Here is a 19,589-nt window from a genome sequence, read left to right as displayed (position 1 = left end):
TCCGGCGACGAACCCACGCCGCGCCCTAGTCCCTCTGCTGCCCGCCGAGCCCCATCCACGACGCAAGCTGCGCCGCGTAGTGCGCCGGCGTATAGGCCGAACAGTCGTAGCGCCGACCGGCGGTACGCAGGTGACGGTCCAGTTCGTCGAGCGCGCCCGTCAGGCCGGCCGGCGAATTCCGGTACAGGATCTTGTTGCCGATCTCGCTGCCGAACGTCGACAGGCTGCCGATTTCGTGCGCGAGTACCGGCAGCCCCAGCGTTGCCGCCTCGACCATGACGAGCGGCGCGTTTTCGGCCCAGACGGACGGTAATACCAGCGCGTCGTGCGCGCGCAGCGCATGGAACAGCGCGTCGTGGCCAAGCCGACCGGCAAAGCGCAGCCGTTCGGCCTGGACCAGATCCTGGTGGCGTGCTTCGAGCTCCGCGCGCAGCAACCCGTCGCCGTACAGCGTCAGGCTGCCGATACGACGGAAATCCGTCCGGCGCGCCAGTTCGATGAATTCGTGAATGCCCTTCTCCGGGGCGAGCCGCCCCACATAGGCGAGATCGAACTGCTCGCGCGCACACACGCGCGGCGGGAAAGGCTCTGCCAGCTGGCTCACCGGATTCGGCAGCACCGCGCTTTTCGTGATGCCTCGCCGCGCCAGTACCGTGCGCATATACGGACTCGGACACAGGAACAGGTCGAATACGTCGCGCGGATCGCAATACGCGTACACCGCATGCCAGTGCAGCTTCTTCATCGCATCGTAGATGCGGCCCTTCGTGCTCGCCAGCGCGAACAGCCGCGCCGGATTCGACAGCGCATCGACCGGGACGGGTACCGGGCGGCCGTCGCGATAGGTCAGCATGTTCGGGTTGTAGAAGACCAGATGGTAGTCGTGGCACGTGAGATACGTGCGGAATCCCTGTTCGCGGCGCCGCCGCGCGAGTACCGGCAGGATCGATTGCGTCAGCAGGTTGTGATAGTTGTGCACGAGCACGCGATGCGGGCGCACCTCGTCCAGCAGCGCCGCCAGCGCGCTCGACGCGGCGCGGTTCCAGCTACGCACGAGCGTGCCTTCGCCCGGCGGGAAATTCGTGTCGTCGAACGAGTACACGTCGACGCCTGGAATGTTTCGCAGCACCTCGATGGAAGTCTGGTAGACCTCCTCCGCACCGCCCTTGCTGCTCGCGTAGTCGTTGATGACGACAACGCGCGTGGTTTCCGCGCGCGAGCCGGTCGACGGGAAAGCGTTCAATTCGGTATCCGGAGCGTATGTTGAACAATCCGATTTCGCGGCACACCGCCGCAGCCCTCAGGCACCTTTGCACTCGCCAGCATCCTCTCCACTCCGTACAGTCCATTCATGTCCGCAACACGCGGGTACCCCTTCAAGCCATCACGCGTGCGTTCCCGTCAGTGTCGGACCGGGTCTTGCACAGCGTCGACCGGACGCTTGCCGATCAGAAAACTGCCGATCCCGAAAAAGCCCCCCGCCGATTCGTCCGACATTGACAGTGCGCTGCCGCATGTCGAGCCACTGCCGGGCGCCCACCAGCGACACGAATCGCCTGGCGTGGTGCGTCTGGATGACGGGCAGGACCGCGACGACGCGCATCGCGTCGATACGGTCCAAACACCCGGGGCTTTCGGGATTCATCGTCAGGGTCGCACAGCGGCCGAGCAGTGTCGTCGAAGACAGACGAGTGACTCTATCAACGCACCGCCTCGCCGACTGTGCGACATCTGACACAGCCTCCGGCGGCCCCGAATCACGCGGGCGATTCGGCCTTGACGATCCGCCCTACCGGTGCGCGACGCGCATCGAGCCCCTTGACGAACTCGCTGCACAGTCCGACCACCGTGTCGGCCGCATGCGAGCTGAAGACGCTGTGATCGAGATCGTCGAGCACGACGGCGCGCGCGCCCGAAAACCGGGACAGCCGCTTGCCGCGCGGGCCGAAGTACGTCGTCATCAGGTCCAGGCTGGTGTCGTATGCGCCGCACACGAACAGCGTGCTCACCTCCTTGCGCTGCAGCGTGCGCAGGATGTCGTGAGGCTCGACCGGCATCGTCTCCGCGCACGACCATCCGGCAAGCCGGCGCCGCCACGCGCCGATCCTGACGGCCGCGCGCGTCGTCACGCGCTTCAGCACGAGCCGGACGAACGGCATGATCCGGCGCTTGCCGGCCAGCACCTGTTTCCATTTCTCGAGCTCGAAGAACGACGAGCGGTAGCCGGCCATCGAATTGGGACGATGCTGGCGCAGCGCGTCGGTCGACAGGCCGTCGGGCATGTGGAAGCTCTGCAGGTTCACCGAGATGACGCCGGACAGCGCCCGCCCCACGAGCGCCGCGCGCAACGCACTGTATGCGCCCGAGCAGATGCCGAAGGACACGACATGTCGATATCCTTGCTCCTTCAGCCAGTGGGCAGCTGTCGAGACATCCTCGACGACCGCGCTCGAATAGACCGGCTGACGCACGTCGTCCGACGTGCCGTCGCTTACTGATGAACTGTCGCCGATCCCGCGGCCGTCGAAGCGCAGCGACGCGATGCCGCGCCGCGCCAGCTCCCGCGCGATCCGCACCGACAGCCGGCTATCGCCGACATGCGCGCTGGCCGACGTGTTCGTGATCAGCAGAACCGGCCCGCGGTCGTGCATCGCATGCGGCATGCACATGATGCCGAACAGGCCGGCCACACCGAACCTGACCGGCTGTTCGCAGGCTTCCGGCGTGCGGAGCATCAGGTCGGCATCCTGGCCCGCGTTCGATACGGCACGGGGCGGCGGGGCCTGCCGGACCGCCGTGGCCGCGACCCAGTCGACCACCTCGTCGAACACCCGCGTGGGCAGGCTCGAGAACGTCGTCTCCTGCATGAACGCGGCATAGCCTTCGAAGGACCGGCGCTCGACCGGGCCGCCCAACCCTTCGAGCCGCTGGTGCAGCGATTCGCTGCCACCGCCATTCACGTCGACGATCAGCGTGCCCGACGCTGGCGCGCCGGTGCTGTCCTTCAATGCGTCGACCGCGTCGAACGCATTGAGCCGCGCGCGGAACTCGGGACTGTAGACCTGCCCGAGCACGTTGAACGGCGCGTCCTTCGGCTGCGCCTCCCGCAACGGTGCCGGCAGTCGGTCGAGCCAGATATTGCGCATGATCGACAGCTCGCGCACGTAGCTGCGCCCGCTTGCGACCGGCGCCAGCAACACGAGCTGGTCGACGTCGCATCGACCGGCCGCCAGCAACGCGAATGCCGCGCCCAGCCGCAGGCCGCACAGCGTCACCTGCGTCACGCCCGTTTCGTCGCGCAGCCGCGCGATGGCCGCGCACACGTCGTCGACGGCCGTCTCGAACTGGTCGCTCGCGCCATCGGCCCCCGCGGAATCGCCCGTGCCGCGGTAATCGAAGCGCAGCACCGGCATCCCTCGGCCGGCCAGGCGGTCTGCGAGATTCCGCATGCCGCCGTGACTCCAGACGGATTCGTGTCCATAAGCGTTGCACAGGACGACGCCCCGCGTCCCGTTGCCCGGATGCAGCCATCCGAACCGCCCGCCAAATATGATCGGTCTCATTTTCTATTAGGTATCGGTGAAGAATGGTTATGGCGTCCTTCGGCCGAACTGCTGAATCGATCGGCCGAAGGACGGCAAATCGCTCGCGGAAGACGTTCCCCTTTCCGGCGGCCACGCTGCACATGCGAGGTCCGGAAGCCGGTCGTCCGCGAGTCGTTCAGGTCACGACATCGATGCCCTCCTTTGCACTGTGTTGGCCCGTCACGACGGGCTGTCAGGCGGTGGCGCGATCAGCACGCGCCACCGCCCGTCGAATACCGGCATGCTGAAGTGCTGCTCGCAATAGGCGGAAAAGCGCGTCGCCGCTTCCACGACATGCTCCAGCTCCGCGGCCGGCTCGATGACGAACCGCTCGAGCCGCGCTTCGCTCATCGCAAGCGCGTCGTCGTGGAACCCGAGCCCCTCGAAGGCCGCTGCGTTCCCGACCGGCACGCAGCCGTACGACACGGCTTCCAGCACCTTCGACTTGATGCCGCCGCGCAGGAACGCGGGGCACAACGCAATGGAGTACGCGGTATAGACGTCCGCCTGGGTCGGCGCGAATCCGGCGAACTCGACGTTCGGCACCGGATCGTAGCGACCGGCCATGCGCCCGTAGATCACCAGCGGCGTCGCCGGCCCGACGCGCGCCCACAACGCCACCAGGTACTCGATCGCAAGCCGGTTCTGCAACTGCCGGTCCGACCCGATGAATACGAACCGGAACGGCGCCGCCGGACGCCGCATCGGCAGCAGCGCATCCATCGGCGGCGCGATCACGTGCGCCTTCACCGCTTCGTCGTTCGTGAGCGACTGCCGCAACGCGTGCGCGTCCTCCACGGAGACGAGCGTGACGGCATGCGACGACCCGATCGCCGCCCGCTCCTGCCGCTTCAGCGCATACGCCTCATAGCCCAGGATGGCGTTGCGGACCAGCTTCGCGTTGGCGAGCCTGACGAACGGCCCCGGTAGCGACTTCTCCAGATATCCGGCCGACAGCGGAAAATCCTGCTCGCGCAGGATGTCGGCGCGACGCGACATCAGGTCGTCGAAATCCACGACGATCCGGCAACCGGGCACATGGCGCCGAACCAGGATCGCGTAGTCCACGAGCCGGATGCCGTCGAAATAGATCACGTCCGGCTTGAATGCGTCGACGGCGCGAAGCAGCGCCGTCCGCTTGCGCGGATGCGAAAACATCGCCACCTGAAGCGCGCACGGCGCGCCGCGCAACACGCTCCATCCCACCCGCACCGCCGCGCCGATCTTCGCGCGGATACCGCCGTCTTCGAACACCGAGCGGATCTTGAATTCGGCCACTTCCGTGTGCTCGCCGATCGCCTTCCGGATGAAGCTCAGCGTGCGCTCCCGCCCGTTCGATACGTCCTGCGGAATGTCCCGCGTCATCACCATCAGCACCCGGCTTTTCACGAGCGACCTCCCCATCGATCCCAAACCCTCTTTCTTGCATGCGGCGCGTGCCGATCGCGGCACCCGCGTCCGGCCGGTTGCCGGCGCAACAAGGCCCATGTCCGCACGGAACCGGCCGTTCATGAACGCACCCTGTTATGGAAGAGATAGCCAAGCACGACACACCAGAACACGACGAGCGAGACGGCAATCCCCGTCGAAGGTGCATACATCACCAGCGCGCGCGGCATGACGAACGGCGCGGCGACGATCGCCGCGACGATCAGCACCTGCTTGATCATGATGAGCCGGTAGCGGCGCACGGCCAGGAGCCACGTACTCAGCCCAGCATCGACGAACGTGGCGATCGAGCAGCCGGTCGCGTAGATCATGATCGGCACGCCGTCGACGAACGCGGGCCCGTAGATCGTCAGGAACACCGTGCGGCCGATGAACCAGCTGCCGACCCACGCGACACAACCGACGAGGCCGAGATACAGGCCGAGCTTCAACGCCTTGGCGCGCACCAGCGACTCGGTCCGCGCCGCAAAGACCATGCTCGGCGCCAGCGCCAGCGCCAGCGTCGTGCCGACCGAGTTCCACTGTTCGACCAGCGACGCCGCCGACGCGTAAATACCGAGATCGGCCTTGGAGACCAGCACGCCGAGCAGCAGCCGGTCCATGCGCAGGACCAGCACGCTGGCCGCAATGGCCGGCCAGATCCGCAGCCCGCGCACGACCAGCGCTTTCGTGACGGCCGCGCTGCCGCGGAACGATTTCGGCGACTTCAACGCCAGCGCGCGATAGCGGCTGAACGGTGCGGCAGCCGCCACGCATGCCTCGAGCGGCCATGCGAACGCAGCGACCACCACGCCCATCGACGCGTGTGCCGCGATGTACAGCCACAGCACGCGGACGCAGCTTGCATAGGCCCTCGCCCGCGTGATGACCCACGGCCTGGACTCGGCATAAGCCATCAACGAACCGAGCGCGATCGGCTCCACGATCAGCGCAAAAGCCGCGATCAACGTGAGCTCGGACACGCTCGACGGCCGCATGACGATCACCACGATGCCCATGAACAGCACCATGACGGCCAGCGTCAGCGTGAGCCGCAGGCGGAACGCGCGGTAGACGACCATGTGCCGCAAGCGCGGATGCTTGCCGAGGATCGGCTGGATCACCTGTGCGCCGAAAATCAGCGCAAGGCTTCCGATCACGTACGCGAGCGACAACGCGAACTGCAGCTCGCCGAACAGTCGCGCGCCGTAGATGTTCGCGAACAGGTGATTGCTCGCGATCGCCGCGAGCGCCCCGATGATCTTTTCGCACACCACGCCCGCGAACGACGAAAACAGAAGCCTGACGAACGCGTTCAAGATGCCCCCGTGCCCATCCGCTTCGCGTCGGCGTTCACGTGCCGTGCATCGATGCAATACCACCAGACCAGCGCGATCGCCAGGTAGAACAGCGTGCGCACACCGAACAGCGTCCAGTAATCGCCTTGCTGGATCGCATAGGTCGCGTACGCAAAGATCTTCGCGAACAGCCACAGCATCACGACCCCGCCGCGCATCGCGATCCGGATCAGGATCGCGCTCGCCGCGCCGTAGATCGCCCCCGTCAACGCGACGAACAGCGCGCCGCCCGCGTAGCCGAACCAGTAGACCGGCACCGCCACGTTACCCATCGTGAACGTGACGTCGTCGAACACGTACGCCTTCAGGATCTCGGGCGTGCCGTACGACAGCATCAGGTCGCGCAGGCCGCTCACCGGCGCACCGCTAAAGAACGTCGGCTCGGTGAACGAGCCCAGCGAACCCAGGAACCGCCCGAACGCCGCCATGCCGCCCAGCGTCGGTGCGCTGAACAGATGCGCGTCGCCGTCCACGACGTACCACGCCTGCCCCTGTTCGAGAAAGCGCGACACCACCGTCTCCGCGATGTCCAGCCCTTGCCCCCGGTATGCATAGAACACGGACACGCTACCGATCACGAGCGCGATGGCCGAGCCGATCCCGAGGTAGCGCATCACCGGCTTGCCGTTGATCGCGTGAATGGCGATGAACGGAATCAGAAACGTCAGGCACACGTGCAGGACGGCCATGAACTGCTCGCCGTGCAGTGCTTCGAGCACCAGATCGGCGACGATCAGGACGACGGACACCCATCGCACGACGCGGTTCGAGCTCGTGCAGAAGGTGCCGAGGAGCACGGCAACGAACGTCTGGTTGTTCAGGAACAGGTTGAACAGCGAGCTGTTCGACGCATCGTTGCGCAGCGCGTAGCGGTTGATGCCGCTCAGCACCGCGAAGCCGCCCGTCAGGCCCGCCAGCACGCCCGTCACGAGGATCGCGCCGACCAGCCCCAGCCCGAGCGCAACGCTGATCGGCTGGCGCGTCATCCGCGCGCGGATCGGCACGTGCACGTCGCGCTCGTTCAGGCACCGCTCGAATGCGTACAGCGCGCACGCGACGAAAATCGCGTAGAACGACAGCAGCCGGCTGAACGCGCCGTTCGCGACACCGAAGATGTCCGTTTCCCGCAGGAATCCGCCGGATTCGATTCCCACGCCCGCAACGAACGCGGTCAATCCGATCACCAGCGGGTAGAGCATCGACACGGCGAACACCGGGCGGGCGACGACCAGCGCAACCAGCCCCGCGACCGCCACCAGCAACGTACAGGTCGCGCTCGGCGCCATCGCGCCGAGCGCCGGCAGCATCGCATTGATCGCCAGCGCGAGGACGAACAGTGTCGACACGGCCAGCCCCGCGAATGCCGCGGCCCGGCCGTCGGCCTGAATCGTGCGCGTCACCACCTCTTTCACGCTTCCGCCCGGCCTGCGCGCGGTCGCTCGAGCACGGCCCGGTCCAGCGCGTCGCGCAATTGCGCGCTGACCGCGCGAGACGAAAAGCGCTGGGCGTTGGCCCGCCCGGCGCTCACCAGTTCGGCCTGCAGCGACGGAGTGCCCGAGACGCGCTCGATCTGGCGGCCCCATTCAGCGGCATCCATCAGATCGGCAACGGCCACGAACGACTCGCCCATCGTGTAGCGGTACACCGGCAAATCCGACGCGACGACCGGAAGGCCGACGAGCTGCGCTTCGATCACCGTGCGGCCGAAGCCTTCGTGCAGTGTCGGCGACACGTACAGATCCGATGCCTGGAAGAAGTAGCCGAGATCCTCGTCTTCCACGCTCTCGACGAAATGCACGGCGATTCCCGCCTGTGCGGCGATGTCCCGGCATTCGTCGCGATTGGCCTGGTTCTGTGCGCTGCCCACCCGCAACACCATCACGTCCTTGCGCCCGAGCGATGCCAGCGCGCGAAACAGCGTCGCATTGTTCTTGCGCGTTTCGTCCGAACCGACGTTCAGCACGACCAGCGCCGCGTCGACGTGGATGCCGAAACGCGCCAGCAGCATCGCTCGCGCCCGTTCGCGCACGGCAGCGTCGATCGGCGTATAGCAATCGTCGACCGCACTGGCCACGACCTGTATCCGGTCGGCGCGGATGCGAAGGTCCGCCAGCGCTTCCTGCGCCGTCATGTCCGAGGGCACGAGCACCACATCCGCCGTCGCGATCAACGACTGCGTCAGCTTCATGTACGCGTTCTTCAGCTTTTCGACGACGCCGCGCACCTGCCCCGGACGCTGCACGTGATGCAGCACGATGCCGACCCGGCCACCCGCCCACCGGACCAGCGGAATCATGAAGGCCAGGTCTTCCTGGTACAGCATCACGAAGTGCCCGGCGCGCGCCGCCGCGACCGCACGCAGCGGATACAGCACGAACTGCGTCCAGTAGCGCCGAAACGAGCGCGGCTCGGCCGGAATGTCGGTCGGCTCCACGTCAAATCCCGCCAAGGCCGGAATGAAGTCGATACATTTGAGGCTGTATCGCATGACGCCGTTCCAGCTCACCGGCCGCGGCCCGAGAAACCACACGATCCGCACCGCCTGCGCCACGCGCCGCAATCCATCCTTGCTTGCCATCGAATCACTCATGCGATACGCCCCTCACCCAATACCATGGAATCACCGGTTCGATCAGGCGCGCGCCGCGGCGAAGCCGGCGCCGATCCGGCGGACGCCGCGCAACGGCGACGGCGCGAAACCGTTGAACACCAGCCCGTCGATGCGCACGCCGATCTTGCCCAGGCTGTCGAGCGCGTCCGTGAGGCCGGCCGAGTTCGCGGAACCCTGGCGGGCCACCAGCAGCGTCATGTCGGCCACGCGCGACAATGCCGCGAGGTCGGCTACCGGCGAAGCGGACGGTGCATCCACGATGACCATGTCGTAGTGGCTCCGCAACGACGCGACCAGCGCATCGAGACGTGCCATGTCGAACAGGTTGCGCGTCGACGCCGCCTGTTTTCCGGCGGACAGCGCATCGAGCCGACCGTCGACGACGGTGATCGCGTCATCGACGGGCAGTTCGCCCTTCAGTACGTCGAACAGGCCTTTCGTCGCCTTGACCGGCAAATAGCGATGCAGCGCCGGCGCGCGCACGTTGGCATCCACGATCACCGTCTTGAGCCCCTTCTCGGCGTACAGGTACGCGAGATTGGCGGCAATCATCGACTTGCCCTGCGCCGGCGCCGCGGACGACACCAGCACGACCTTCGCGTCGCCGCCATACGCGGCCAGCCGGTGCCGCAACGTCAGCGCCAGGCTGTCCATCGCGTCGGCCAGCGGCACGTCGGCCGGTTCCTTCGTCGCGGTGAATGCCGGTGTGCGGTCCGCATCCGCTTCGGCCTGGCGGCGCGAATTCGGCAGAACGCCGAGCATCGGAATGCCGAGCGCCGCTTCCAGGTCGTGCGGATCCCGGATGCGCCCGGCCAGCAATGCGCGGCCCTGCGCTGCGAGAAAGCCCAGTATCAGTCCGGTCACGGCACCGGCCAGAATCGCGATCAGGCGCTTCGGCCGAATCGGCTTGTCGCCGACGACGGCCTTGTCGACGATCGACGCGTTGCCGACCGTGCCGGCTTCCGCGATCTGCAATTGCTGCGTGTTGTTCAGTAGCCCGACATAGAGCTGATTGTTGACCTCGACGTCGCGCGCCAGACGCAAGTACGTCTGCTGTTGCGACGGCAGCCGTGCCGCCTTTTCCTTCAGCACCGCGGCCTGCGCGTCGAGTTCCTTCAGCTTGTTGGCCGCCGCCACGACCTGCGGTTGTCCCGGCACGTATTTCGACAACAGGTCCTGGTACGCGAGCTTGGTCTCGAGCCGGGACTTGTCGACGAATGCCAGTTGCTCGACGAGCAGCCGGATGTCGCCCTGCGCGTCGATCGAGCCCTGCTGGTTGCGAAACGCGTTCAGCGCCTGTTCGGCCTGTTGCAGCCGGGCCTTGACGATCGGCATCTGCGCATTGAGGAACGTGAGGCTGCGCTCGGCATCGTCGGCGCGGCGTCTCGCGTTGAAGTTCAGGTAGGCCGCCGCGATTGCGTTGAGCATGCGCGCGGCGAAGACCGGATCGGCGTCCTCGAAATTCAGCTGCATGATGCCCGACTGCCGCTTCGTCTCGGTCACGCCCAGCTTCTTCAGGATCGCTTCCAGACGGACGTCGGTCGCGACGCGCCGCACGCGGAATTCCGCACCGGGGCGCGCAACGACCCGCGCCACGTCGACGCGATAGCCGTTGCTCGCGCTCGGCACGCCGACCACGCCGCTCAGCACTACCTGACCGCTGCGGTCCTTCAGCCGAAACCGGTTGCCGTCGAGATATTCGAACGCCAGCGCCTTGCCGACCTGCGCGGCCGGTACCTCGAACGCCCTGAACTCCAGGCGCTCGCCGCCCCATGCCCACGACGACATCCCGAGCGGCGCCTCGACGAGACCGTTCGCGTCCTTCGGCATGAGCGAACCGATGAGGCCGCCGACGACCGGAAACCGGTTCTCGACCGACACCTCGGCCTGTGCGGCTGTCGCATTCATCGCCTCCAGGACGACCGAACGCGAGCGGACGATGTCGATCTCGCCGACCACAGCCGAATTCTGGATATCGAGTGCCTTGGAGATCGACGACAGCGATCCCAGTGCGCTGGCCTTGTTCTCTTCGATCTGGATCAGCGTGTCGGCCGAATACACCGGCGCTGCCGCAATCGCATAGACGATCGCCAGCAGCAGGCAGGCCGCGAACACGGCCGCGAACGGGCGCCCGTTGTCGAGCACGTTCTCCAGCATATCGACCGACGACAACCGCGTCGCATTCCGGCCGGCGTGTTTCGTTTCGTTTTCATGCCCGGTAAATGCAGGTCGATCCATCTTCATGCTGAACTCCAGAATGGAAGATCCGGCTGGCTTCGCCGCTTTACGCGCGTTGTTGTTCACGTTCATGTCTTTGAAAATCCGGCTGGAATCCCTTCAGTGCCGATCCGGGAAGCACCGCGCCGGGAACCTGGATTCCCGGTGCGTTTCCGCCCGGCCGGCGCAACGGCCGGCAGCCCGTACTCGAGCCCTCGCTCGTTTCATTCCGGCGTGCAGTCGTCGATGCTGCCGCCACCTACGCCCCCGCGGCGGCGATTCCCGTGCCCAGCAGCGCCGCACCGATGTCGGCCAAGCGTGTAACGACGTCGGCCGTCGGATCGGCTTCCGCATGGCCGCGCGGGTCGCCCACCAACAGGAAGCGACGCCCGACGCCGGCCCGCGCGCCGGCATCGAGATCGGACTGCTTGTCGCCGACCAGGATCGACGCGGACAGGTCGATACCGAGATCGCGCCGCGCATCGTGCAGCATCCCGGGCTGCGGTTTCCGGCATGTGCACGCTTGCCGGTAGCGGCCCATCCCGGCCACCGGGTGATGCGGGCAGTAATAGACGCGGTCGATTCTCGCGCCCCGCTCGTCGAACCTCCGCCGCATCCAGTCCATGAACGCGACGAACTGCGACTCCGAAAAATACCCGCGGCCGATACCGGCCTGATTCGTCACGACGACCACCTGGTGACCGGTCGCATTGGCCAGCCGCACGAGGTCGAAGATGCCGTCGACGAATACGCAGTCCTGCTGCCGGTGGACATAGCCGGTGTCGACATTGATCACGCCATCGCGATCCAGGAACAGTGCCTTACGCTTCACTGGCTCGCATCTCCAGCATCGGCGGAATGACCGTTTGCGCACGTCGGTAGTCCGCCGGCACACCGATATCGATGAATGTCGTCACCTCCGGGAACACACGGATGTCGAGCGCCTCACCCCGATCGCACAGGAAGTCCTGCTCGAACGAAAATTTCTCCGGCAGCACGAAACCGAGCAGCGTTCGCGCGTTGACGACATACGTGCCCGCATTGATGTAGCCCTGCGCCGGGCGCTTCTCCCGGAATGCCGACAGCCTGCGTGAGCTCGCGTCGAATTCGAGCGTGCCGTAACGCGACGCATCGTCGACCCGCGTCGCCGCCACGACGAGATCGGGGCACGTCGCGCGATAGAACGCCGACAACGCCTGCAAATCCAGGTTCGACCACGTATCGCCGTTCATCACGATCATGTCGCGCTCGCCATGGGCCTTCAGCGCGTGAACGATCGCGCCGCCGGTGCCGAGCGGCTCGTCCTCCTCGACCACCGAAATCGCGATGCCGAAGTCGCGCGACGTCACGAGCGCCTTGATCGGACCGCTGCCGTAGCCGAGCGACAGCACCACCTCCGTCACGCCCTGCTGCCGGAGCCCTTGCAGCATCCAGCACAGAAACGGCTCGCCGTCGATCGGCGCGAGCGCCTTCGGCAGCGCATCGCCCAGTACCGGGCGCAGCCGCGTGCCGAGGCCGCCGGCAAGGATCAGGCAGGGCAGCATCGCGCTCATGCGAAGATCCGCTCTTCGACAATGCCGCAGATGATGTGGCCGCACACGAGATGCCCTTCCTGGATCTTCGGTGTCGATGCGGACGGAATCTCGATGCAGAGGTCGGCACGCGTGCGCATCTCGGCGGCACCGGGCCCGTTGCCGGTGAACCCGACCGAAAACATGCCGGCCGTCCGGGCCACTTCCAGCGCACGGAGAATGTTCGGCGAACGCCCGGACGTCGAATACGCCCAGAAGATGTCACCGGGGCGTCCCGTCGCCTGGATCTGGCGCTCGAACAGCTTCTCGTAGCCGTAGTCATTGCCGATCGCGGTCATGACCGAGCTGTCCACGGTCAGTGCAAACGCCGCGAGCCCCGGCCGGTCGAAGTTGAAACGGCTGACGAATTCGCCGGCGATATGCTGGGCATCCGCCGCGCTGCCGCCGTTGCCCGCGAGCAGGATCTTGTTGCCCGCGCGCAGCGCCTCCGTCACGCGCCCGGCCACCTGCTCGATCCGCGCCAGTTGCTCCCCGTCGGATACGAGCGCCGTCAGCACCGACAACGTCTGGCGAATTTCGCTCTCTACCGTGATCGTCATTGTTTCTTTCTCCACGACTGCGCACCGATATCGGTGAACGTACAGTTGAGCACTTGCCCATTGATTCCGTTGCATGCATCCAGCGCGCGCATCACGGCCGACCGTTCGACCGGATCGACGAAGAACATCATGAAGCCGCCGCCGCCCGCACCGGACACCTTGCCCGCCTTCGCGCCGGCCCGCACCGCGACGCGGTACAGATCGTCGATCATCGAGTTCGAGATGTTCTTCGCCATCCGCTTCTTCGATTCCCACGCGTCGCGCATCGACGCGGCGAACGCGTCGAAATCGGCGCGCAGCACGGCTTCCTTCATCCGAACGGCCTCGTCCTTCACTTCGTGCAGCGCGGCCAGCGAATCGACCACGCCTTCCGCCACGTTGCTGCTCTGCTCCTTGATGATGTTCGCCGACTCGCGCGAGACGCCGGTGTAATACAGCACGAGCGACGCCTCCATCTCGGCCTTGATTTCCTGCTTGATACGCAGCGGATTGACGATCACGCGATCGCCGTAGAACTCCATGAAATTCAGCCCGCCGAACGTCGCCGCGTATTGATCCTGCTTGCCGCCGGCCAGCCCGAGATCCTCCCGCTCGATGTCGTGTGCGAGGTGGGCGATGTCGTATTCGCCGAGCGGCAGCGACAGCAGTTCGCAGAAGGCCCTGACCAGCGCGACGACGATCGTCGACGACGATCCGAGCCCGGATCCCGGCGGCGCTTCGGAGCACGTCGTGATCGTGACGGCCAGCGGGTGGCCGCCGTGGAAATCGCGGACGATCCGGTTATAGACGCCGACGTGCAGCCCGAGCCCGTTCTGCACCTCGAGCACCGGCGACACGGGGCCGATCCATCGGGTGTCCGTATCGGCTGCGACCAGCTCGACCTTCGCGTCTTCGCGCGGCGCGATCGACGCGTACGCAAACTTCTCGATCGTCACATTGAGCGTCAGACCGCCGAACTGATCCGAATAAGGCGGCACATCGGTTCCGCCGCCGCCCAGACCCAACCGCAAAGGAGCCCTCGAACGGGCAATGAAGCGTGTCATGAAATCTCTCGCAGACAATGAGCCGGACGCCGGCACGATGCCATTCCCGCCCCCGCACATTCCGCCGGGAATGCACGGTCATGTTCGTTGGTGCCACTATGCGATAGATGTCCGGCACGCTGCGTGCGATGGCTTACATTAAGCCGCCGCCGCAATTTCCAGGCGTCCAACCTGCGTTACGCTCTGTTCGCGATCGGCACGGCGACGTGCGAAGCAACATGAAAAACGCCGGCACGTTCCCGCCCTCGCACGACGACGTCCTTCCGTCATTGCCAGTTTTTGACAATTGCCGTCGGGAGCGATGCCGCGGTGGAACACGCGCCGATTGCCCGGTGCCTGCACGCCGCCGGGAAGCGTCATCACGATGTTCAGAGCGAAACGGGCACGCGACGAGCGACTCGAATTCGATCCGGATAACGTATCAATCGATTCATCGATGCTGGACACAAAAATGAAAAACGTTCTACCGTTCGATTCCGTGGCGCCGGGCCACGCTCGCACTGCCATGCGCGGCATGTGCATCGCGCTCTCCTGCGCGACCGTCGCGGTGCTTTCCGCATGCACGGTCGTGCCGGGGCAGCACATGAGTTCGACCGCGTTACCGGTCACGACCGCCGACAACGGCGACGTGACCAGCGACATGCAGGTGCCGGTCAAGCAGATCGACCTGACGCAGATCGAGCAGCTCCGGGCCGAGCAGAAGCGCGCCCCCGCTGCGTCCATCCCGCCGAACCTGTTCGCGAAGTCGGACATGTACCGGATCGGCGCCGGCGACGTGCTGCAGATCACGGTGTGGGATCACCCCGAATTCGCGACCGCCGCCGGGCAGCCGACGCAGAACACGAAGTCCGCGGACGCCGCGCCCGGCTTCGTCGTCGACAGCAGCGGCAACGTGCAGTTTCCGTACGTCCCGCATCCGATCCAGGCCGTCGGAAAAACCGTCGCGCAAATCCAGCACGAGGTCAGGACCGAGCTCAGCAAGGTGTTCGTCAAGCCGCAGGTCACGGTTCGCGTCGCTTCGTTCCGCGCGACCCAGGTCTATATCGACGGCGAAGTGCGCAATCCGGGCGCGCAGGCGATCAACGACATTCCGATGACGCTGATCGAAGCCGTCAGCCGCGCGGGCGGATTTGCACCGACCGCGGATCAGAGCCGCGTCACGATTACCCGCAACGGCACGATCTATCCGCTGAACGTCGCGCAGATGATGAAGACCGGGAAGAATCCGGCGGACATCATGCTGAAACCCGGCGACATGCTGCATGTGGACGCGCGCGACGACAATCCCGTGTACGTGATGGGCGAAGTGGTCAGGCCGCAAGCCGTCGCGCCGCTGCGCGACGGTACGCTCACGCTGAGCGAAGCGCTCACGCAGGCCGGCCAGCTCAACCAGCAGACCTCGAATGCCAAGCAGGTGTTCGTGCTGCGCAAGGCAGCCGATAGCGCACCCGTCATCTATCACCTCGACATGCAGTCGCCGGTGTCGATGCTGCTGGCGAACCAGTTCCCGCTGGCGTCGAAGGACGTCGTCTATGTCGACAACACCGGGCTCGTCCGCGCAAGCCGCGTGCTGAACCTGCTGCTGCCGGCGATCAGCGCCGGGTTGACCGGCGCGCTCGTCACGAAGTAAGTCTCCGCGCATGCCGGCCGTGCCGGCCTGCGCGAACCCGGTCCGGTTCGATGCGCACGCAACGAACCGGACCACCCTCTTCGACGCGTTTCCCTGCGCAACCGCGTTTGCGCAGGTACTTCTTACCCCGCCACACGTCCGCAATCGGGAACGATGACCGCGTTTCCGTCTCGTCGCGCGACCCTGCCGAAGAAAGATCGGACGTATCGGTATAAACACCGATGCTGTAGTCAAACTACATTCATACCATTAGTCGCTGCAGAGGATCGCTACATCCGATTCGCCAGCGTCGGGCGGCCCGTGCGTCACCGTCCGCGTGTACCGGTCGAGCCCAACCGGCCGTAACGATTCCCTGCCTGTCTTGGCATGCCGACGCGCCACCACCCAGCATCGCCAGCCGAATGCGTCCGGTGCGAATCCATTGGACGTGCGCAGCTCCAGACATCATCCGAATAACCGGCAATACGATCATGGAGAGCAACATGCGGGACACACTCTGGCCGGCCGTCGTGCTGGCAGCGACCCTCTGCACCACCGCCTACGCGGGCGACGCCGATTTCAACGCGCAGGGCGACGCCACCGATGCGTTCACATCGGCCGCGGCGGTCCGGCGCGCGGACCTGCTCGTGCGCAAGATGACGCTCGATGAGAAACTTCAATTCATTCATTCGCAATACGAAATGTCAAAGGTGCCGGGTGGCGGCGCCGGCTACATCCAGGGCGTGCCGCGGCTCGGCATTCCCGACCTGAACATGGTCGATTCGGCGACGGGTTCCGGCAGCACGTCGCAGGCCAGCACGACATTCCCCGCGACGATCGCCGTCGCCGCGAGCTGGGATCGCCGCCTGTCGTACGACTACGGCAAGCAGGTCGCGATCCAGTTGCGCGCGCAAGGGTTCGGCATGGGCCTCGGCGGCGGCACCAACCTCGCGCGCGAGCCGCGTGGCGGGCGCCTGTTCGAGTATCTCGGCGAGGATCCGCTGCTGGCCGGCGACCTGCTCGCCGAACGCACGCTCGCCACGCAGCGGCAGAAAGTCATCGCGACCATCAAGCACTACGCCGGCAACGAACAGGAGCACGGCCGGATGGGCGGCAACACGCAGATCGACGAGCGCACGCTGCGCGAGCTTTACCTGCTGCCGTTCGAGATCGCTGCGAAGCGCGGGCGGCCCGGCAGCGTGATGTGCAGCTACAACCGCCTGAACGGCGCGTATGCGTGCGAGAACCCTCACCTGCTGAACGACGTGCTGAAGAACGAATGGGGCTTCCAGGGCCAGGTGCAGTCCGATTGGGGGGCGACGCACAGCACCGCCGCCGCGATCAACGCCGGGCTCGACGAGGAGGAAGACGTCGGGCCGAGCGTGTACCTGACGCCGGCGGCCGTCAAGCAGGCCATCGCAAACGGCTCGGTGTCGACGGCGCGGCTCGACGACATGGTGCGGCGCAAACTCGCGGTGATGATCCGCGTCGGCGTGATGGACGATCCGGCCAAGGGCGGCGGCACAATCGATTTCGCCGCTGCGAACCGGTTCGCGCAGGCCGCCTCCGAGCAGTCGATCGTACTGTTGAAGAACGACGGCAACCAGTTGCCGCTTGCCGCGTCGGCGCTGTCGCATATCGCCGTGATCGGCGGCCATGCCGATGCGGCCGTGCTGTCGGGCGGCGGCTCGGGCAACACGCGCGCCCCTGTATCGGGATCGTTCGCGGGCTGCGGCGGCCTGACGTTCGGGTCATCGACGGGATGCAGCTGGTGGCGCAATCCGTGGCTGAAGGTCGACGTGCCGATCGTCGCGGCGATCCGCGCGCTCGCGCCGGCCGCGCAGGTCACGTATGCGGGCAACAGCGACCAGCAGTCGCCGTTCCGCGCATACACGCAGCAGGAGATCGACCAGGCCGCGGCACTCGCGGGCCGTTCGGACGTCGCGATCGTCGTCGTCGCGCAGCCGGCCGGCGAGGATTTCGGCGATCTCCAGAGCCTGAGCCTTGCGAACCCGTCGAACCAGGATGCGCTCGTCGAAGCCGTCGCGCGCGCGAATCCGCACACGGTCGTCGTCGTCCAGAGCGGCAACCCGGTGCTGATGCCGTGGAAGGACCAGGTGTCCGCGATCGTCGAGGCGTGGTATCCGGGCGAAGCCGGCGGCAAGGCGATCGCGAACGTGCTGTTCGGTGCGGTCAACCCGTCCGGCAAGCTGCCCGTCACGTTCCCCGCGCGCGATCAGGATTCGCCGGCCTGGGGGCAAAACGGGGCCTTCGACAACGATCCCGTCTATGCGGAAAAGCTGAACATGGGCTATCGCTGGTATGACGCGCGCAACATCAAGCCGATGTTCGAGTTCGGCTACGGGCTGTCGTACACGCACTTCGCGTATTCGGGGCTGTCGGTGTCCAAGCAATGGGACGGGTCGCTGAGCGTCGCGTTCACGGTGCGCAACGACGGACGCGTCGCCGGCGCGGAAACGCCGCAGGTCTATCTTGGCGTGCCGTACAAGGACGAACCGCCGAAGCGGCTGGTCGGCTGGGAGAAGATCCGCCTGAATCCGGGCGAGACGCGACGTATGCGCGTGACCGTGTCGCCGCGGATGCAAAGCGTGTGGGATACGTCGCGTAACGGCTGGCGCGTGGTGCCGGGCGGCACGGTGTATGTCGGTGCGTCGTCGCGGGATATCCGGTTGCAGGGGCACTGAGCGGGAATGACCCTACGGAAGCGCCGCGCACGCCGTGTCCGGCCCTTCCGTATTCCCCCTCCGCACCGGCGAACCTTACCGGAACAGCAACGCCAGCAACGTCGCGAGCGCGGCAATCGCGGCGATCCCCGCCGCCATCCCGGCCAGATGCGCGGCGACCACCAGTCCGGCCGGCAATCGCGCCAATCGCGCGCCGCTCGCCCCATCCGCCGGCCCGGCCCGCGATTGCGACGCGACGCCGTCCATCACACTCCGCTCCCCTCGAGCGTATCGAGCAACGGCCGGGCCAGATGCAGGACCTGGTACACCGTGCCCGCGCCGCCGTCGTCCGGTTCGTGTTCCGAAACGAGCACGCGCGTCAGCCGCCAGCGCAGCGGATCGAGGCTGACGGCGGTCGCGACCGTGCCCTGCCGCGCCGCCGCTTCGCGATTGCGTGCGACCTCCCGTGCCAGCATCGCATCGAGGTCGGCATCCGCCGGAATATCGATCGCTTCCAGCCGCACGAAGCGCGCCGTCGACGCACTGCCCTTGCGCGCATCGAGCGCGACCTGCACGTCGATCGGCGCGCGTCCGAAACTGTCCGTCACGACCCGGTAGCGGCCGTCCGTGACGAACCCGGCGAACGCTTGTTCATTGCGCCACAGATAAAGCGATGCATAGCCGTTTTCCGTCGCGCCGTGGCGGCCGGCCTCGCGCAGCAGGAACCCCTTGAACACCAGATCCGGCGTGTCGTCCCAGAGCCTGCCGCGCTCACGCACGCGATTGCGGATGATGTCGAGGTCGTAGTCCGCCGGCAGGCGGTGCACGTAGTACGCGGTCAGCATGATCGACTCCTGGGAAAGAAAAGGGAGATTCCGAACGGCTTGAGAACAGCGTAGAAGACCTTGAATCATTTGAAAATAC

General features: G+C 66.2%; 16 protein-coding genes. 2 read left to right on the top strand and 14 right to left on the bottom strand.

The window, feature by feature from the left end; translation table 11 throughout:
- Positions 1-25: 25 nt before the first annotated feature.
- The 12 genes from LGN19_RS02215 to LGN19_RS39720 all read right to left on the bottom strand — a co-directional run bounded on the left by LGN19_RS02215 (position 26) and on the right by LGN19_RS39720 (position 15,014).
- A complete protein-coding gene (locus tag LGN19_RS02215; RefSeq protein WP_122946826.1) occupies positions 26-1,243 on the bottom strand; it encodes a glycosyltransferase in 1,218 nt (405 codons plus the stop codon).
- Between the two features lie 514 nt (positions 1,244-1,757).
- A complete protein-coding gene (locus tag LGN19_RS02210; protein ID WP_226213045.1) occupies positions 1,758-3,563 on the bottom strand; it encodes an alpha/beta fold hydrolase in 1,806 nt (601 codons plus the stop codon).
- 201 nt (positions 3,564-3,764) lie between these two features.
- The gene (locus LGN19_RS39725; protein ID WP_226213043.1) at positions 3,765-4,973 is read right to left on the bottom strand and encodes a glycosyltransferase; all 1,209 of its coding nucleotides are present in this window, start codon (positions 4,971-4,973) and stop codon (positions 3,765-3,767) included.
- Between the two features lie 119 nt (positions 4,974-5,092).
- A complete protein-coding gene (locus LGN19_RS02200; protein ID WP_122946823.1) occupies positions 5,093-6,331 on the bottom strand; it encodes a hypothetical protein in 1,239 nt (412 codons plus the stop codon).
- Positions 6,328-7,758, bottom strand: coding sequence for a DUF6418 domain-containing protein (locus LGN19_RS02195; RefSeq protein WP_226213510.1), 1,431 nt, complete (start codon positions 7,756-7,758; stop codon positions 6,328-6,330). The genes LGN19_RS02200 and LGN19_RS02195 overlap by 4 nt, the downstream gene beginning before the upstream one ends.
- A gap of 20 nt (positions 7,759-7,778) precedes the next feature.
- A complete protein-coding gene (locus LGN19_RS02190; protein ID WP_226213041.1) occupies positions 7,779-8,948 on the bottom strand; it encodes a glycosyltransferase in 1,170 nt (389 codons plus the stop codon).
- Positions 8,949-9,002: 54 nt separating this feature from the next.
- Complete coding sequence (locus LGN19_RS02185) at positions 9,003-11,225, bottom strand: GNVR domain-containing protein (RefSeq protein ID WP_226213039.1); 2,223 nt, start codon at positions 11,223-11,225, stop codon at positions 9,003-9,005.
- Positions 11,226-11,457: 232 nt separating this feature from the next.
- Positions 11,458-12,030 carry a D-glycero-beta-D-manno-heptose 1,7-bisphosphate 7-phosphatase gene (gene gmhB, locus LGN19_RS02180; RefSeq protein ID WP_226213037.1) on the bottom strand — a complete coding sequence of 191 codons (573 nt, stop codon included), beginning with the start codon at positions 12,028-12,030 and terminating at the stop codon, positions 11,458-11,460.
- Positions 12,020-12,751, bottom strand: coding sequence for a nucleotidyltransferase family protein (locus tag LGN19_RS02175; protein WP_226213035.1), 732 nt, complete (start codon positions 12,749-12,751; stop codon positions 12,020-12,022). The genes gmhB and LGN19_RS02175 overlap by 11 nt, the downstream gene beginning before the upstream one ends.
- Positions 12,748-13,329: an SIS domain-containing protein gene (locus LGN19_RS02170; RefSeq protein WP_226213033.1), complete on the bottom strand. Its 582-nt coding sequence runs from the start codon at positions 13,327-13,329 to the stop codon at positions 12,748-12,750. Before LGN19_RS02170 ends, LGN19_RS02175 begins: the two co-directional genes overlap by 4 nt.
- Complete coding sequence (locus LGN19_RS02165; RefSeq protein ID WP_122946818.1) at positions 13,326-14,372, bottom strand: dehydrogenase; 1,047 nt, start codon at positions 14,370-14,372, stop codon at positions 13,326-13,328. Before LGN19_RS02165 ends, LGN19_RS02170 begins: the two co-directional genes overlap by 4 nt.
- 138 nt (positions 14,373-14,510) lie before the next feature.
- Positions 14,511-15,014: a hypothetical protein gene (locus LGN19_RS39720; protein ID WP_226213521.1), complete on the bottom strand. Its 504-nt coding sequence runs from the start codon at positions 15,012-15,014 to the stop codon at positions 14,511-14,513.
- Here LGN19_RS39720 and LGN19_RS02155 point away from each other — a divergent pair.
- Together LGN19_RS02155 and LGN19_RS02150 are read left to right on the top strand one after the other, a co-directional pair.
- A complete protein-coding gene (locus LGN19_RS02155) occupies positions 15,001-16,002 on the top strand; it encodes a polysaccharide biosynthesis/export family protein (protein ID WP_374102107.1) in 1,002 nt (333 codons plus the stop codon). The two genes, LGN19_RS39720 and LGN19_RS02155, sit on opposite strands and share 14 nt — an antisense overlap.
- Before the next feature lie 482 nt (positions 16,003-16,484).
- Positions 16,485-18,686, top strand: a complete 2,202-nt coding sequence (locus LGN19_RS02150) for a glycoside hydrolase family 3 C-terminal domain-containing protein (protein ID WP_226213029.1) — start codon at positions 16,485-16,487, stop codon at positions 18,684-18,686.
- 75 nt (positions 18,687-18,761) lie between these two features.
- Here LGN19_RS02150 and LGN19_RS02145 read toward each other — a convergent pair whose 3' ends face one another.
- Together LGN19_RS02145 and LGN19_RS02140 are read right to left on the bottom strand one after the other, a co-directional pair.
- The gene (locus tag LGN19_RS02145; RefSeq protein ID WP_226213023.1) at positions 18,762-18,932 is read right to left on the bottom strand and encodes a hypothetical protein; all 171 of its coding nucleotides are present in this window, start codon (positions 18,930-18,932) and stop codon (positions 18,762-18,764) included.
- Positions 18,932-19,510, bottom strand: coding sequence for a DUF4865 family protein (locus LGN19_RS02140; RefSeq protein ID WP_226213022.1), 579 nt, complete (start codon positions 19,508-19,510; stop codon positions 18,932-18,934). The genes LGN19_RS02145 and LGN19_RS02140 overlap by 1 nt, the downstream gene beginning before the upstream one ends.
- Between the last annotated feature and the right edge of the window lie 79 nt (positions 19,511-19,589).

This window comes from Burkholderia sp. AU30198, assembly GCF_020419825.1.
Classification (GTDB): Bacteria; Pseudomonadota; Gammaproteobacteria; order Burkholderiales; family Burkholderiaceae; genus Burkholderia.
The sequence above is the reverse complement of the archived record's forward strand: the minus strand, read 5'-3'. Positions and strand labels throughout refer to the sequence as shown.

Excerpts from the sequence above, each read along its gene's own strand:
- LGN19_RS39720 (WP_226213521.1), bottom strand. The coding sequence starts at position 15,014 with ATGTCGCTGGTCACGTCGCCGTTGTCGGCGGTCGTGACCGGTAACGCG.
- LGN19_RS02185 (WP_226213039.1), bottom strand. The coding sequence starts at position 11,225 with ATGAAGATGGATCGACCTGCATTTACCGGGCATGAAAACGAAACGAAA.
- LGN19_RS02165 (WP_122946818.1), bottom strand. The coding sequence starts at position 14,372 with ATGACACGCTTCATTGCCCGTTCGAGGGCTCCTTTGCGGTTGGGTCTG.
- LGN19_RS02170 (WP_226213033.1), bottom strand. The coding sequence starts at position 13,329 with ATGACGATCACGGTAGAGAGCGAAATTCGCCAGACGTTGTCGGTGCTG.
- LGN19_RS02210 (WP_226213045.1), bottom strand. The coding sequence starts at position 3,563 with ATGAGACCGATCATATTTGGCGGGCGGTTCGGATGGCTGCATCCGGGC.
- LGN19_RS02145 (WP_226213023.1), bottom strand. The coding sequence starts at position 18,932 with ATGGACGGCGTCGCGTCGCAATCGCGGGCCGGGCCGGCGGATGGGGCG.
- LGN19_RS02140 (WP_226213022.1), bottom strand. The coding sequence starts at position 19,510 with ATGCTGACCGCGTACTACGTGCACCGCCTGCCGGCGGACTACGACCTC.
- LGN19_RS02190 (WP_226213041.1), bottom strand. The coding sequence starts at position 8,948 with ATGGCAAGCAAGGATGGATTGCGGCGCGTGGCGCAGGCGGTGCGGATC.
- LGN19_RS02150 (WP_226213029.1), top strand. The coding sequence starts at position 16,485 with ATGCGGGACACACTCTGGCCGGCCGTCGTGCTGGCAGCGACCCTCTGC.
- LGN19_RS02175 (WP_226213035.1), bottom strand. The coding sequence starts at position 12,751 with ATGAGCGCGATGCTGCCCTGCCTGATCCTTGCCGGCGGCCTCGGCACG.